The organism is Klebsiella sp. JN_Kp121 (assembly GCF_040062145.1).
Classification (GTDB): Bacteria; Pseudomonadota; Gammaproteobacteria; order Enterobacterales; family Enterobacteriaceae; genus Klebsiella; species Klebsiella aerogenes.
In genome coordinates this window covers 21,851-37,153 of record NZ_JBEAHX010000028.1, presented here as the reverse complement: position 1 = coordinate 37,153, position 15,303 = coordinate 21,851, and the positions used below count along the sequence as shown (strand labels likewise).

General features: G+C 56.8%; 17 protein-coding genes. 11 read left to right on the top strand and 6 right to left on the bottom strand.

The window, feature by feature from the left end:
- Positions 1-103: 103 nt before the first annotated feature.
- The 3 genes from prs to lolB all read right to left on the bottom strand — a co-directional run bounded on the left by prs (position 104) and on the right by lolB (position 2,698).
- A complete protein-coding gene (gene prs, locus ABLU86_RS19330; protein ID WP_015367113.1) occupies positions 104-1,051 on the bottom strand; it encodes a ribose-phosphate diphosphokinase in 948 nt (315 codons plus the stop codon).
- Between the two features lie 181 nt (positions 1,052-1,232).
- Complete coding sequence (gene ispE / locus ABLU86_RS19325; RefSeq protein WP_015367112.1) at positions 1,233-2,084, bottom strand: 4-(cytidine 5'-diphospho)-2-C-methyl-D-erythritol kinase; 852 nt, start codon at positions 2,082-2,084, stop codon at positions 1,233-1,235.
- Positions 2,084-2,698, bottom strand: coding sequence for a lipoprotein insertase outer membrane protein LolB (lolB, locus tag ABLU86_RS19320; protein WP_015705083.1), 615 nt, complete (start codon positions 2,696-2,698; stop codon positions 2,084-2,086). The genes ispE and lolB overlap by 1 nt, the downstream gene beginning before the upstream one ends.
- Before the next feature lie 271 nt (positions 2,699-2,969).
- On the opposite strand from lolB, the gene hemA reads away from it, so the two are divergent.
- From hemA to kdsA, 6 genes are read left to right on the top strand one after another with little or no spacing between them, the layout of a single operon-like run.
- On the top strand, positions 2,970-4,226 hold the full coding sequence (gene hemA / locus ABLU86_RS19315; protein WP_015367110.1) for a glutamyl-tRNA reductase: 1,257 nt from the start codon (positions 2,970-2,972) through the stop codon (positions 4,224-4,226).
- Between the two features lie 40 nt (positions 4,227-4,266).
- Positions 4,267-5,349 (top strand): peptide chain release factor 1, encoded by a 1,083-nt coding sequence (gene prfA, locus ABLU86_RS19310; protein ID WP_015367109.1) that lies wholly within the window; start codon positions 4,267-4,269, stop codon positions 5,347-5,349.
- Positions 5,349-6,200 (top strand): peptide chain release factor N(5)-glutamine methyltransferase, encoded by an 852-nt coding sequence (gene prmC / locus ABLU86_RS19305; RefSeq protein WP_045410870.1) that lies wholly within the window; start codon positions 5,349-5,351, stop codon positions 6,198-6,200. The genes prfA and prmC overlap by 1 nt, the downstream gene beginning before the upstream one ends.
- Positions 6,197-6,589 carry an invasion regulator SirB2 gene (gene sirB2, locus ABLU86_RS19300; RefSeq protein ID WP_015367107.1) on the top strand — a complete coding sequence of 131 codons (393 nt, stop codon included), beginning with the start codon at positions 6,197-6,199 and terminating at the stop codon, positions 6,587-6,589. Before prmC ends, sirB2 begins: the two co-directional genes overlap by 4 nt.
- A 3-nt stretch (positions 6,590-6,592) precedes the next feature.
- A complete protein-coding gene (gene sirB1 / locus ABLU86_RS19295) occupies positions 6,593-7,405 on the top strand; it encodes an invasion regulator SirB1 (protein ID WP_015367106.1) in 813 nt (270 codons plus the stop codon).
- Positions 7,406-7,444: 39 nt separating this feature from the next.
- Complete coding sequence (gene kdsA / locus ABLU86_RS19290; RefSeq protein ID WP_015367105.1) at positions 7,445-8,299, top strand: 3-deoxy-8-phosphooctulonate synthase; 855 nt, start codon at positions 7,445-7,447, stop codon at positions 8,297-8,299.
- A gap of 78 nt (positions 8,300-8,377) precedes the next feature.
- Here kdsA and chaA read toward each other — a convergent pair whose 3' ends face one another.
- Entirely contained in the window at positions 8,378-9,478 is a 1,101-nt protein-coding gene (gene chaA / locus ABLU86_RS19285; protein ID WP_015367104.1) for a sodium-potassium/proton antiporter ChaA, read from the bottom strand.
- A 265-nt stretch (positions 9,479-9,743) separates the two neighbouring features.
- Here chaA and chaB point away from each other — a divergent pair, with 265 nt between their 5' ends.
- Both chaB and ABLU86_RS19275 read left to right on the top strand, forming a co-directional pair.
- Positions 9,744-9,974, top strand: a complete 231-nt coding sequence (gene chaB / locus ABLU86_RS19280; RefSeq protein WP_015367102.1) for a putative cation transport regulator ChaB — start codon at positions 9,744-9,746, stop codon at positions 9,972-9,974.
- Between the two features lie 148 nt (positions 9,975-10,122).
- Entirely contained in the window at positions 10,123-10,803 is a 681-nt protein-coding gene (locus ABLU86_RS19275; protein ID WP_015705085.1) for a gamma-glutamylcyclotransferase, read from the top strand.
- A 27-nt stretch (positions 10,804-10,830) separates the two neighbouring features.
- Here ABLU86_RS19275 and ABLU86_RS19270 read toward each other — a convergent pair whose 3' ends face one another.
- The gene (locus ABLU86_RS19270) at positions 10,831-11,073 is read right to left on the bottom strand and encodes a DUF1883 domain-containing protein (protein ID WP_015705086.1); all 243 of its coding nucleotides are present in this window, start codon (positions 11,071-11,073) and stop codon (positions 10,831-10,833) included.
- A 227-nt stretch (positions 11,074-11,300) separates the two neighbouring features.
- Positions 11,301-11,654 (bottom strand): DsrE/DsrF/TusD sulfur relay family protein, encoded by a 354-nt coding sequence (locus ABLU86_RS19265; RefSeq protein WP_015367099.1) that lies wholly within the window; start codon positions 11,652-11,654, stop codon positions 11,301-11,303.
- Between the two features lie 66 nt (positions 11,655-11,720).
- On the opposite strand from ABLU86_RS19265, the gene nasR reads away from it, so the two are divergent.
- From nasR to ntrB, 3 genes are all read left to right on the top strand, one after another.
- Positions 11,721-12,917, top strand: coding sequence for a nitrate regulatory protein NasR (nasR, locus tag ABLU86_RS19260; protein ID WP_015367098.1), 1,197 nt, complete (start codon positions 11,721-11,723; stop codon positions 12,915-12,917).
- A gap of 236 nt (positions 12,918-13,153) precedes the next feature.
- Positions 13,154-14,395 carry an ABC transporter substrate-binding protein gene (locus ABLU86_RS19255; RefSeq protein WP_348796388.1) on the top strand — a complete coding sequence of 414 codons (1,242 nt, stop codon included), beginning with the start codon at positions 13,154-13,156 and terminating at the stop codon, positions 14,393-14,395.
- A gap of 16 nt (positions 14,396-14,411) precedes the next feature.
- Entirely contained in the window at positions 14,412-15,296 is an 885-nt protein-coding gene (ntrB, locus tag ABLU86_RS19250; protein WP_015367095.1) for a nitrate ABC transporter permease, read from the top strand.
- Positions 15,297-15,303: the final 7 nt, after the last annotated feature.

The window sequence follows — 15,303 nt, the reverse complement described above, 5'->3', positions numbered from 1 at the left end:
GCATCATCTGTCAACTGAATGGCAGGTGAAGGAGGCATTAGTCATACAAATATGAACCAGAGACAAAAAAACCCGCCGCAGCGGGTTTTTCGGCTGGGCTCGATTAGTGCTCGAACATAGCGGAAATGGATTCTTCGTTGCTGATACGACGAATCGCTTCGGCCAGCATACCTGACAGGGTCAGGGTGCGGACTTTGTCCAGCGCTTTGATTTCCGGCGTCAGCGGAATGGTATCGCAGACGACGAATTCATCAATCACAGAGTTTTTAATGTTCTGGATAGCATTGCCGGAGAAGATCGGGTGAGTCGCGTAGGCGAAGACACGTTTCGCACCGCGTTCTTTCAGCGCTTCCGCTGCTTTACACAGGGTACCGCCGGTATCGATCATGTCATCAACCATCACGCAGTCACGGCCAGCGACGTCGCCGATGATATGCATCACCTGAGAAACGTTAGCGCGCGGGCGGCGTTTATCGATGATCGCCATGTCGGTATCGTTCAGCAGCTTCGCGATAGCGCGAGCGCGAACCACGCCGCCGATGTCCGGAGAAACCACGATCGGGTTGTCCAGATTCAGCTGCAGCATATCTTCGAGCAGAATTGGGCTACCGAATACGTTATCAACAGGAACATCAAAGAAGCCCTGAATCTGTTCAGCGTGCAGGTCAACGGTTAGTACGCGGTCAACGCCGACACTGGACAGGAAGTCAGCGACGACTTTAGCGGTGATTGGCACACGAGCGGAACGTACGCGACGGTCCTGGCGGGCATAGCCGAAGTAAGGGATAACAGCGGTGATACGACCTGCAGAAGCGCGACGCAGGGCATCAACCATAACAACCAATTCCATCAGGTTGTCATTGGTGGGAGCACAAGTGGACTGGATGATGAAAATATCACCACCGCGTACGTTTTCGTTGATTTGTACGCTGACTTCGCCGTCGCTAAAACGACCTACAGCGGCGTCGCCAAGAGAAGTGTACAGGCGGTTGGCAATACGTTGTGCTAGTTCCGGGGTGGCGTTACCAGCAAAAAGCTTCATATCAGGCACGAGAAGAACCTCAGGCATGCGTCCAGTGGTGGATGAAACGGGCCATTAAACTGTGCGGGCCGGCGCCATCTCATCCAGGCGGTGTATTAAAGAGCACGATGCAACGTCTGGAACAGGGTGACGTTGTCACCGATACTCTGTTTGCCCGGCAAACTTGCCGTTATTCATGCAAAAAGCAGAATTACTTCAGTAGGGCTTGCTTCAGCGGCGAGACATTTATTCCTCGCGCAACAAAGCCTTGCAGCCATTCCGGGGCTTTTTCCAGCACCTGACGAGCGGCGGATTCGGTGTCAAATTCAGCAAACACACAGGCTCCTGTGCCAGTCAGGCGCGACGGCGCGTATTCTAACAGCCAGGAAAGCGTTGCATCAACCTCACGAAAACGTTTTCTTGCGATAACCTCGCAATCGTTGCCGAATTCACAGTTTAGTAAGGTATTAATTGACCTGCTCGGGGTATTTCGTGGTAACTCCGGATCGCGAAAAATGATCGGCGTCGGGATACTTACGCCCGGGTGGGCGACCAGATACCATTTTTCCGGCGGATCGACCGGGGTGAGAATCTCGCCAACCCCTTCGGCAAACGCCGCGTGACCGCGAACGAAAACCGGGACATCGGCGCCGAGCTGTAGCCCAAGCGTCGCCAGCTGGTCTTCGCTAAGCCCGCAGCCCCACAGATGATTGAGGGCTACCAGCACCGTCGCGGCGTTAGAAGAGCCGCCGCCTAAGCCGCCGCCCATAGGCAGGCGTTTGTCGATGCTGATATCCGCGCCGCTGCCTGCGGGGAGTTGACCGTGAGACTCCGCCGCCGCCATCAGTAGCCTGGCGGCGCGAATAATCAGGTTCTCTTCATCCGGCACGCCGGCGACCGGCGTTAACAACCGCAGTTTGCCGTCGCGGCGCGGTTCAATGGTCAGCGTGTCGCCATAGTCGAGAAACTGAAACAACGTCTGCAGCGTGTGATAACCATCGGCGCGTTGACCGGTGATATACAAAAACAGATTCAATTTTGCGGGGGCGGGCCAGCGACTCATCATTTCACAATCCAGTTATCCATTTTCAGCTTGATGCGCTGGCTGCCGTTGTTGAGTTCCATATTTGACGGCAGGGTGGGTTTGGTGTCGCTGGTGTAGCCGCTGTAGGTCACGTGCCAGGTTTTACCGTTCTGCGTGTAGTTGAGTTCGCGCAGGCGGTACTGGTCATCCAGCGAATAGTCGGTGGCATCGCCCGGCAGGCCGATAATCCACTGACGCAGGCTGTTAAGCGGGATCGGCATGCCGGTCAGGCGGCCAATCATCTCTTCGGCATCGGTGGCGTTGTAGGTCTGGCCTTTGTTGTCAATCAATTGGACGCCGCCCGGCTGCGCGGTTAATGACAGTTCGGTGCTGCCAAGCGGGTTGGTCAGCAGCAGGCGGTAGCGGTCCTGGCCGGTTTGTTGCCAGAAGAAACGGGCATACACTTTCTGCTCATCGGAAAGATAGGCAAACGCCCCGCGGGTCTGGAACTGGTTAAGGTTGCGGACATCCTGCTGGTGCTGGCGCCATTGCGGGGAGTCCGGGCTTTTGCCGGGCCCTTGCGGCGGAGTATTGATTGCACAGGCGGTCAGAACGAGGCTTGCCAACGGCAGCAGGCGGAACAGTCGATTCATAATGATGACAAATCCTTGATGTCTACAGTGAAATGCGGCGACTGATGGTTCGCACACCGATTTGTGTAGCGGGTTGCAATAATAACCCTTAATGCTAGCGTCGCTGGCCGATAGCGTCTACGTTCAAGTTGTCTGAAATCAAAAAATTACCGTTAGTGGCTATTAAGCCCTGACTATTACTCCAAAAGGGGGGCGTCTCTTTTATTGAGTACGCGCATCCTGTATGATGCGCTCAGACTAACCTTAGCAACGCTGGTACTATTCCCTCACCATGACCCTTTTAGCTCTTGGCATCAACCACAAAACAGCTCCGGTAGCGCTGCGAGAACGCGTAACGTTTTCGCCGGATACGCTCGACAAGGCGCTGGAGAGCTTATTGGCTCAGCCGATGGTGCAGGGCGGGGTGGTGTTATCAACCTGTAATCGCACGGAGCTATATCTCAGCGTTGAAGAGCAGGACAACCTGCAGGAAGCGCTGATCCGCTGGCTATGTGACTTCCACGGCCTGAATGAAGAAGACCTACGTAAAAGTCTTTATTGGCATCAGGATAACGACGCCGTCAGCCATCTGATGCGTGTCGCCAGCGGCCTGGATTCGCTGGTGCTTGGCGAGCCGCAAATCCTCGGGCAGGTGAAAAAAGCGTTTGCGGATTCCAGCCGCGGCCATCTGAACGTCAGCGAACTGGAGCGCATGTTCCAGAAATCGTTCTCGGTGGCTAAGCGCGTGCGTACCGAAACCGATATCGGCGCCAGCGCCGTTTCCGTTGCCTTCGCTGCCTGTACGCTGGCGCGACAAATTTTTGAATCGCTCTCCAGCGTCACGGTGTTACTGGTTGGCGCGGGGGAAACTATCGAACTGGTCGCCCGCCATCTGCGCGAACATAACGTTCGCAAAATGGTGATTGCCAACCGCACCCGTGAACGCGCCCAGGCGCTTGCGGATGAAGTCGGCGCGGAAGTTATCGCCCTCAGCGATATCGACGAGCGTTTAAAAGACGCCGATATTATTATCAGTTCTACCGCCAGCCCGCTGCCGATCATCGGCAAAGGGATGGTCGAGCGCGCGCTGAAGGCGCGCCGCAATCAGCCGATGCTGCTGGTGGATATCGCGGTGCCCCGCGACGTCGAGCCGGAAGTCGGCAAGCTGGCCAACGCCTATCTGTACAGCGTTGATGACCTGCAAAATATCATTCAGCACAATCTGGCGCAGCGTAAGGCCGCGGCGGTGCAGGCGGAATCGATCGTCGAGCAGGAAACCAGCGAATTTATGGCCTGGCTGCGCGCCCAAAGCGCCAGCGAGACTATCCGCGAATATCGTTCCCAATCCGAGCAGGTTCGCGAGGAGCTGACGGCGAAAGCGCTTGCCGCGCTGGAGCAGGGCGGCGATGCGCAGGAAATTATGCAAGATCTGGCCCGTAAGCTGACCAACCGCCTGATCCACGCTCCAACCAAATCTCTTCAGCAGGCTGCCCGTGACGGGGATGATGAACGCCTGCATATTCTGCGCAACAGCCTCGGGCTGGAATAGCGCACATTTCTCTATTTAAAGACAGGGTGAATTCACGCCTATGAAGCCTTCTATTGTTGCTAAACTGGAAGCTCTGTACGAACGCCATGAAGAAGTTCAGGCGCTGCTTGGCGACGCCGCCACCATTGCCGACCAGGACCGTTTCCGCGCGCTGTCGCGCGAATATGCGCAGCTTGGCGATGTTGCCCGCTGCTATACCGACTGGCGCCAGGTGCAGGACGATATCGAAACCGCGCAGATGATGCTCGACGATCCGGAAATGCGCGAAATGGCGCAGGAAGAGCTGCGCGATGCCAAAGAAAAAAGCGAAGCGCTGGAACAACAGCTGCAGGTGCTGCTGCTGCCGAAAGATCCGGACGATGAACGTAACGCTTTTGTCGAAGTTCGCGCCGGTACCGGCGGCGATGAAGCGGCGCTGTTCGCCGGGGATCTCTTCCGCATGTACACCCGCTACGCCGAAGCCCGCCGCTGGCGGGTCGAAATCATGAGCGCCAACGAAGGCGAACATGGCGGATTTAAAGAAGTGATTGCCAAGATCAGCGGCGACGGCGTCTATGGGCGGCTGAAATTTGAATCCGGCGGCCATCGCGTCCAGCGCGTTCCGGCGACCGAATCCCAGGGGCGTATCCACACCTCCGCCTGTACCGTGGCGGTGATGCCGGAGCTGCCGGAAGCCGAAATGCCGGATATCAATCCGGCGGACCTGCGTATTGATACCTTCCGCTCCTCGGGCGCGGGCGGTCAGCACGTCAACACCACCGACTCCGCTATCCGTATTACCCACTTGCCGACCGGTATCGTCGTTGAGTGTCAGGACGAACGTTCACAGCATAAAAACAAAGCCAAGGCGCTGTCGGTGCTGGGTGCGCGTATTCGCGCCGCCGAAGTCGCCAAGCGTCAGCAGGCGGAAGCGTCTACCCGCCGTAACCTGCTGGGCAGCGGCGACCGCAGCGACCGCAATCGTACCTACAACTTCCCACAGGGGCGCGTGACCGACCACCGTATCAACCTGACTCTTTACCGTCTGGATGAAACCATGGAAGGCAAACTGGATATGCTGATCGAACCGATTGTGCAGGAATTCCAGGCTGACCAGCTGGCGGCGCTTTCCGAGCAGGAATGATGACCTTTCGACAGTGGCTTACTCAGGCAATAGCCCGGCTCGGCGCGAGCGACAGCCCGCGTCGCGACGCCGAGATCTTACTGGGGCACGTCACCGGCAAAGCGCGGACCTGGATCCTCGCTTTTGACGAAACCGTATTGACGGCGGAACAGTTGGCGGAGCTGGAAGCATTGCTGGCGCGCCGCCTCAACGGCGAGCCGGTGGCTCATCTGGTTGGTCAGCGCGAGTTCTGGTCGCTGCCGCTGTTTGTCTCGCCGGCGACGCTGATCCCGCGGCCCGACACCGAATGCCTGGTCGAGCAGGCGCTGGTACGCTTGCCGCAGACGGCCTGCCGTATCCTGGATCTTGGCACCGGCACCGGCGCTATCGCCCTGGCGTTGGCCAGCGAGCGGGCGGACTGCAAGGTCACTGCCGTTGATTTTATGCCTGACGCCGCGGCGCTCGCCGCGCGCAATGCCGCCCATCTCGCTCTCAACAACGTGACCGTGCTGCAGAGCGACTGGTTTAGCGCGCTCAAGGGGCAGAGGTTCGCGATGATTGTCAGTAATCCCCCCTATATCGATGAAACCGATCCGCATCTTGCCGAGGGCGATGTCCGCTTTGAGCCGAGAACGGCATTGGTCGCCGCCGACCAGGGGCTGGCCGATTTAGCGCATATCATCCGTGAAGGGCGTCAGTACTTGTTACCCAACGCTTATATGCTACTGGAGCATGGCTGGAAGCAGGGCGAGGCGGTACGCGCATTGTTTAATGAAGCAGGTTATCTCGATGTCGAGACCTGCCGCGATTATGGCGATAACGAACGTCTGACTCTCGGGCGTTGGCCGCACAAGGAGCAAGCCGGCGAATGAATTTATTTACTGCAGTACTCTATTTGCATATTGCCTGCGTGGTGACATCCGTCGGGCTTTTCGTGCTGCGTTACTGGTGGACCTACAGCGGCAGCGCGATGCTCAACCAGCGCTGGGTGCGTATCGCGCCGCATTGTAGCGATACGCTGCTGTTTCTCAGCGGCGCGGGATTAATGGCGATTACGCACTATCTGCCGTTTACCGAAGATGGCGCATGGCTGACTGAAAAGCTGTTTGGCGTTATCATTTACATCGCATTAGGATTTATTGCGTTGGGCCGACGTCGCCCGCGCCGCCAGCAGACCCGGTTCATCGCCTTTCTGCTGGCGCTGGTGGTGTTGTTCTTCATCGTTCAACTCGCCATCACAAGAATACCGTTACTGGGGTAAGGCATGAGGTCATTAGCTGATTTCGAATTTAACAAAGCGCCATTATGCGAAGGCATGGTCCTCATTTCTGAATTGATCCGCGACGACTTTCCGACGCACTTTGTGCAGGATGAGTTGCAGCGGTTGTTAACACTGGCGCAGGAAGAGATTGCCACCTCCTGGGATCAGGAGCGTCAGCTCGACCGGCTGCTGGAATTGTTCTATCACGAGTGGGGCTTCGGCGCGTCGCAGGGCATTTATCGTCTGTCCGATGCGTTATGGCTGGATAAAGTGCTGGTGAATCGCCAGGGGAGCGCCGTGTCGCTGGGGGCGATTCTATTATGGATTGCCCAGCGTCTGGATTTACCGGTGGTACCGGTTATTTTCCCCACGCAGATGCTGCTGCGCGCCGACCCGGAAGCCAGCGAAGAGATGTGGCTGATTAACCCATTCAACGGCGAGACGCTTGATGAACACACGCTTGAGGTGTGGCTGAAGGGGAATATCAGCCCGGTGGCAGAACTGTTCAATGAAGATCTCGATGAGGCCGATAACGCCGAAGTGATCCGCAAACTGCTCGATACGCTGAAATCGGCGTTGATGGAAGAGCGGCAGATGGAGCTGGCCCTACGCGCCAGCGAAGCGCTGCTGCAGTTCAATCCCGAAGACCCGTATGAAATTCGCGACCGCGGGCTTATCTATGCCCAACTGGAGTGCGATCACGTGGCGCTGTTGGATCTCAATTATTTCGTTGAGCAGTGTCCGGAGGATCCGATTAGCGAGATGATCCGTGCGCAGATCAACACGATTTCACATAAACAAATTACATTGCATTAGTCTGGAACCATTCCGGTTACACCCTGATAAGGCGATCTTATGAAACAAAAAGTGGTTAGCATTGGTGATATCAACGTAGCAAACGACCTGCCGTTCGTGCTGTTTGGCGGAATGAACGTGCTGGAGTCCCGCGATCTTGCGATGCGTATCTGCGAACACTATGTGACCGTCACGCAAAAGCTGGGCATTCCGTATGTGTTCAAAGCCTCTTTTGATAAAGCCAACCGTTCTTCCATTCACTCCTATCGTGGGCCGGGTCTGGAAGAAGGGATGAAGATTTTCCAGGAGCTGAAGCAGACCTTCGGCGTGAAAATCATCACCGACGTCCACGAAGCCAGCCAGGCGCAGCCGGTGGCCGATGTGGTTGACGTGATTCAGCTGCCAGCGTTCCTCGCGCGTCAGACTGACCTGGTGGAAGCGATGGCTAAAACCGGCGCTGTCATCAACGTCAAGAAACCGCAATTCGTCAGCCCGGGCCAGATGGGCAACATCGTTGATAAATTTATTGAAGGCGGGAACGACAAAGTGATCCTGTGCGATCGCGGCGCTAATTTCGGCTACGACAACCTGGTCGTTGATATGCTCGGCTTCGGCGTAATGAAGAAAGCGTCCAACAACTCGCCGGTCATCTTTGACGTGACCCACGCCCTGCAGTGCCGCGACCCGTTTGGCGCTGCTTCAGGCGGTCGCCGCGCTCAGGTGACGGAACTGGCTCGCGCCGGGATGGCGGTGGGTATCGCCGGTCTGTTCATTGAAGCGCATCCGGATCCGGATCACGCGAAATGTGACGGCCCGTCCGCGCTGCCGCTGGCTAAACTGGAACCGTTCCTGAAGCAAATGAAAGCGATCGACGATCTGGTGAAAAGCTTCGACGAGCTGGATACCAGCAACTAAGTTTCGCTGAGCTGTAAAAAAGCCTGCCGGTTTCGCCACCGACAGGCTTTTTTTTGGGCTTTATTACTGATTACCCGGTCAGGCAAATATCGTCATCAGGTAGGCGGCGAACAGCGCCAGATGCGCCGCGCCGTTAAGGACATTGGTGCGCCCGGTTGAGAACGAAATGTGGCACAGCACCAGCGACGCCACCATCACCACCATTTCCGGCGCTCCCAAACCGAAGCGGAGTTCATTGCCGGTAAGGAAGGCGATAAGCGTGACGACAGGCACCGTCAGGGAAATCGTCGCCAGCACCGAACCGAAGAACAAATTCATCGCGCGCTGTACCTGGTTGTTCAGCACCGCTTTCAAGGCGCCGAGTCCTTCCGGCGAGAGAATCAATAGCGCCACCAGGAAACCGGTAAAGGCCACCGGCGCGTTCATGCTGGTCAACAGCGTTTCCAGCGGATTAGCGTTCATTTTGGTAACGGCGATAACCGCAACCAGGTGTACCAGTAACCAGGCCGTGTGCCAGCCGCTGCTATGCGCCGAGGGCTTACCGTGATGCGGGTCGTCATCGTCGCTGTCATCTTCATGCTCGTACACAAACAGGCTCTGGTGTGTTTTGGTCTGAATGAGCAGGAATACGCCATACATGGCGGCGGAAATCAGCGCCACCAGTAGCGCCTGGCCGGTGCTGAAATTGGCGCCCGGTAACGCCATCGGGAATACCAGTACGATAATCGCCAGCGGGAAGAGGGCGATCAGATACTGCTTGATACCAAACAAATTCATATACTGCGTGGCGAATTTACGTCCGCCCAGCAGTAAAGAGAAGCCGACCAGACCGCCGGTGACGATCATAATGATTGAATATAACGTATCGCGCATTAGCGTTGGCGCGGCGTCGCCGGTCGCCATTAATGCGGAAATGAGGCTCACTTCAAGAATGACCACTGACAGGCTCAAAATTAATGAACCATAGGGCTCGCCGAGGCGGTGAGCAAGAACGTCGGCATGGCGAACCACGCTAAATGCGCTACTCAGAATCCCGACCAGCGCCAGAATATTAATCGCAACGACCACTGGTAGTGATTGACTGCTTCCCCAGAGAAACAGCACCACCAGTGCTAAAACCGGAAAAACGAGGGAGGTCTCCTTGTGGCGGGTCTTAACCGCCTCATGTGCATGTGTCATGAACCATCTCCATTTATGCAGGTGTTATAATTATAGATAACGTAAGTTGATAAAATAACAGACATTGATAGGTTTAATTTGTATTTTTACTTAAATTTACCACTCTTGCATAAGAAATGCGTTGGTCTGCTAAAAAAGGCTATTACGTATGTTTTATACATACTTTTCAGATGATTAATAAAAATCATTTCTCAATATTCCTTTCATTTGCCAACCCGGGAATTGTGTTCCAGACTTAGCTTTTACCCTGATTCTGGAGGTCATTATGCCTTACCGTAGTAAACAAGAACTTCCCGATAGCGTTCAGCACGTCTTGCCGGAACACGCGCAGGAAATTTATAAAGAAGCTTTCAATAGCGCGTGGGATCAATATAAAGATAAAGCCGACCGTCGCGATGATGCCAGCCGTGAGGAGACGGCGCATAAAGTCGCCTGGGCGGCGGTGAAAAATGATTACCAAAAAGGCGATGACGACAAATGGCATAAGAAAAAGTAATCACTTTTGCGATCTAATTTTTTGTCAGCCCCCTTGTCAACGCTCCGTTAATTGCTTATTGAGTAATAAAGCTGGATAATAATTCAGCAATATTCACGGATGGCACAGATTATCGCCGGGAAGCAGGCAGTGGCGGAGGTAGTAGAAAGTGTTAACTCGTGATTTCTTAATGAATGCGGATTGTAAAACGGCGTTTGGCGCGATTGAGGAATCGCTGCTGTGGTCGGCGGAGCAGCGGGCGGCCTCGTTGGCGGCGACTCTGGCCTGTCGTCCGGATAACGGTTCGGTGTGGATTTTCGGCTACGGTTCGTTGATGTGGAACCCGGCGCTGGAATACAGCGAATCCTGCACCGGTACGCTGCCGGGTTGGCATCGCGCGTTTTGCCTGCGCCTGACCGCCGGTCGCGGCAGCGCACATCAGCCGGGCAGGATGTTGGCGTTGAAGGAAGGCGGGCGTACCACCGGCGTGGCCTATCGTCTGCCGGATGAGACGCTGGAGCAAGAGCTGACGCTTCTGTGGAAGCGGGAAATGATCACCGGCTGCTATTTGCCAACCTGGTGCCGTCTTGAGTTGGACGATGGGCGTACGGTGAATGCGCTGGTGTTTATTATGGATCCGCGCCACCCACTGTATGAATCTGATACCAGCGCACAAACCATCGCGCCGCTGATAGCCCGCGCCAGCGGGCCGCTCGGCACCAATGCCCAGTATCTCTTTTCGTTGGATCAGGAATTACGCAAGCTTGGCATGCGCGACGCCAGTCTTGACGATCTGATTATCCAGGTGCGACATCTGGTCGGCGAGGCGAGCCAACCCGGGCTCGCATAAAACGCCCGGTTTACCGGGCGTGGAGATTCAGGCGGGAACGTAGCTAATGGAGTGCTCGAGGGACTGACTATGGCTGTCGATCAGCACGTTCCAGGTGCCGCTGTAGGGCACGGTGAGATAAGCGCTGTCCCTGTCCTGCACGCTAAAAATATCGGCGTGGCTGTCGCCGGCGGCCTTGGCGCTCATTAAGTGAATATGACAGCGCTCTGAACAGCGCACCACCAGCGTATCACCGCCGAATAACGTTAAACTTGCTTTTACCATTGCCATTTTCATACCCCGTTTCTGTCTCTGAATTCATCAACCCGCGCGTGATATCGTTCACACTTTGCTCGTTGCATAACACCAAAGGGGGAGCGTGTGGATGATGATTTCGATCAACAAAATGGATAACGATTAAACAAAAATGACAATCTTCCTGAAAGCGTTCAGCTGGCGTACTTTTGCATCAGCAATGCCCACCAGCCTGACATTTAATCCTGTTAATGGCGGTTAATTCAGAAGGTCAGCACTTTATCCGCCGCCAGCGTCCACTGCGCCAGCTCGACCAGCGTTCCCACTTCCACGCCATCTACTAATGGCAAATGGGTGATCCCGCGTCCGTCCGTACAGGTCTTGCAGAGTTTTACCGGCACATTCTGCGCGGTGAGGATCTCCAGCATCTGCTGGATGTTATAGCCTTCCGCCGGTTTCTGCCCGCGTAGCCCGGCGGTCACCGCATCGGACATTAAAAACAGCTTCAGATCGAGGTCTGACTCCTGCTCACGCAGGGCGATAGCCAGGCGCAGGCTATTAAACAAGGATTCACTGCCGTAAGCGGCTCCGTTGGCGACAATCACAATACGTTGCATAAAGACTCCTTTTATCAGGCATGGTTATTGCTTAGCTTTATCTAAAGACGTAATTCGGGAGGGGGTATGAATAATACGACCGGCATGACGCCTGAAGCAATCGGCTGGTTTCATTATGCGCGCCAGCTACAAAAACAGCAGCTCCGCAAGCTAACGCAGCAAGGGACGCTGGCGAGCGAAATAAGTGGGTTGGTCCATATGCTGCAGTGCGAGCGCGGCGCCTCCAATATGTGGCTCTCTTCCGAGGGCCGCTTGTATGACGCCGAGCGTCGGGCTGGCGGGGCGCTGGTGGACGCGCGCTTAAGCGCTTTTTATGCCGCGCTACAACCGGCGCGGGAATCCGCCAGCAGCGCGCTGTGTTGGCGTATAGCCAGCGCGGTATGGTATCTGGCGCAGCTTCCGGCGCTGCGAGCGGCGGTGCAAGGCCGCGCGGTGGACGCTCAGGAGGCCACTCAGCGCTTTAGCCGTATTATTCGCCATTTATTGAATATTGTGCCGCAGTTGAATGACACCATAGACGATCCGCAGATCGCCGGGCGCATGGTCGCCCTGTACAGCTTTATGCAGGGTAAAGAGCTGGCGGGCCAGGAGCGCGCGCTGGGAGCGTTGGGCTTCGCGCGCGGCCAATTTAACGGCGAGCTCCGTCAGCAGTTGGTTGACCGCATTGACGGTCAGCAGCCCTGTTTTGACAGCTTTCAGGCGCTCTCCGGTCTGCCGCGGGCGCTTGAGCTGCTGCAGGGTTGCGAAGCCGGGCGCGAGATTGAGCAACTGCGGCGCATCGCCTGTACCCGCCAGCCCTCGGCGGACGAAGGGGCCGCGGCGCAGCGCTGGTTTAGCCTGCAAACTGAACGGCTTGAGCAGATGCGCAGTCTGGAGGAGGCGTTGATTGCCGACCTGCTCAGCGCGACCCGGCAACTGCTCGAACGTGGAGAAGACGATATGCCGCCGCTGCAATGGCCTGAAGAAGAGTGCGGCGATAGCCTGACTTTGCGCCTGGATAAGCAGCTGCTGCCGCTGGTCCGCCAGCAGGCGTGGGAACTTGAGCAACTCTCCGGCCAACTGGCCTCGCTGCAAGCCGCGTTTGAGGAGCGCAAGATTATAGATAAAGCGAAAGCGCTGCTGATGAGCCATCAGGGAATGCAGGAAGAACAGGCCTGGCAGGCGTTGCGTAAAATGGCGATGGATAAGAACCAGCGGATGGTCGAAATCGCCCGCGCGCTGCTGACGGTGAAAGCTCTGCTGCCGGACTCATCGTCAAATTGAATGCACAATCAGCGGGCAGGCATTGCCTGACGATGGTGCAATAGTTGACGCGGAGAGCGGTAAAACAACGTCTGGCGGGCAATAACACAAATTGGCATCCGCTTTGCATTACTGAACTTGAGTGAATCAACAATTTGAGACAACGGACCAACGGCGGTCTGAAGGTCTCTGGATAAAGGCGTCCTGCGGTGCGAAAGCACTGCCGGGCGCTTTTTTTTGCGCGTTCTGGAGCGGCTATGGGCGATAAAGTTTTCATTTCACGACGGCGCTTTTTGCAGGCCGGGGCGGCGCTGGGCGGCGCTATGCTGCTGCCCGGAGTGATGCAGGCGGCGTGGGCGGCGGGTTCCGATAAGCCGGAGTTGGCCACCGTGCGGGTCGGATTCATCCCGCTAACCGACTGCGCGCCGCTGGCGATTGCGGCATTGAAAGGATTCGATAAAAAGTATGGCATTAGCCTGCAGCCAAGTAAGGAGGCCAGCTGGGCGGCGGTGCGCGATAAGCTGGTCGCCGGCGAACTCGATGCGGCGCATATCCTCTACGGCATGCTGTATGGCCTTGAGCTTGGTATTGCCGGCAAACCGCAGCAGATGGCCAACCTGATGACCCTGAACCGCAACGGTCAGGCAATCACCCTTTCAAGTGACCTGCAGGCGCAAGGCGTGAGCGATGGTCATGGGCTCAAGCGGCTGATCGACCAAAAAGCGCCGGGCAGCTACACCTTCGCCCACACCTTTCCTACCGGCACCCATGCGATGTGGCTCTATTACTGGCTGGCGAACGCCGGTATCGACCCCTTCGCCGATGTGCGCATGGTGGTCGTGCCGCCGCCGCAAATGGTGATGAACATGCGCATCGGCAATATGGTCGGCTTCTGCGTCGGCGAACCGTGGAACGCGCGGGCGATCAACGATCGCATTGGTTTTACGGCAGCAACCAGCCAGCAAATCTGGGCGGATCATCCGGAAAAAATCCTCGGCGCGCGCAGCGATTGGGTGGCGCGCTACCCAAATACCGCAAGGGCGCTGGTGGCGGCGCTGCTGGAGGCCCAGCGCTGGATTGAAGCGTCTGCCGACAACACCCGCGAAACCGCGCGGATCCTCGCCAGACGGGCGTGGCTCAACACCAAAGAACAGTACCTTAGCGGGCGCATGCTTGGCGAATACGACAATGGCATCGGCAAACGCTGGCGCGACGCTCATCCCATGCGCTTCTTCCAGCAGGGGGAAGCCAGCTATCCGTGGCTCTCCGACGGCATGTGGTTCTTAACCCAATTCCGCCGCTGGGGCCTGCTGAAAAGCGCGCCGGATTATCAGGCGGTAGCGCAGCGTATCAACCGCATCGACCTGTGGAAAGAGGCGGCGCAGGCCGTGGGCGGCATCACTGCGCCAACGCAAACTTTACGCAGCAGCACGCTGCTGGACGGCAAAGTGTGGAACGGCGTCGACCCGGAAGGGTATGCCGCCAGTTTCGCCATTTAACATAAGGGGGCATGAGATGAAACCAGCCATTAACACGCAGCCGCGCGCGCAGACCTCAACCGCGCCGGGCGAAATCATTGTCCTGCCGCCGCTGCAGGTGCGCAAAGCTACGCCGTCCGCCAGGTGCTGGCTGAACGCCGCGCTGCAGCGTCTACTGCCGCCGCTGCTGGGCCTGGCTCTACTGCTGCTCGGCTGGCAGCTGGCGGCGATTGGCGCGAAAGGCTTCCCGACGCCGTTGAGCACTCTGGATTCGGCGCTGACGCTGTTTTCCGACCCCTTCTACCGCGACGGACCGAACGATATGGGCATCGGCTGGAACGTGTTGGCTTCGCTACAGCGGGTCGCGGTGGGCTTTGGTTTAGCGGCGCTGGCCGGTATTCCGCTGGGCTTTCTTATCGGCCGCTCGCTGTTCTTTGCGCGAATGTTTAACCCGCTCATCGCGCTGCTGCGCCCGGTGAGTCCGCTGGCGTGGTTACCGATTGGCCTGCTGCTGTTCCAGAAGGCGGAACCGGCTTCCAGCTGGACCATTTTTATCTGCTCTATCTGGCCGATGGTCATTAACACCGCGGAAGGCGTCAGGCGTATCCCGCAGGACTATCTCAATGTGGCTCGCGTGCTGCAGCTGTCGGAATGGACGGTGATGCGCAAAATCCTCTTTCCGGCAGTGCTGCCCGCGGTATTAACCGGCGTGCGGCTGTCGATAGGCATTGCCTGGCTGGTGATCGTCGCCGCCGAGATGCTGACCGGCGGGTTGGGTATCGGGTTTTGGATCTGGAATGAATGGAACAACCTCAATGTGGAAAACATCATCATCGCCATCGTCATTATCGGCGTTGTCGGCCTGCTGCTAGAACAGGGGCTCATATTGCTCGCCCGCCGCTTCAGCTGGCAGGAAAAATAAGGAGTCG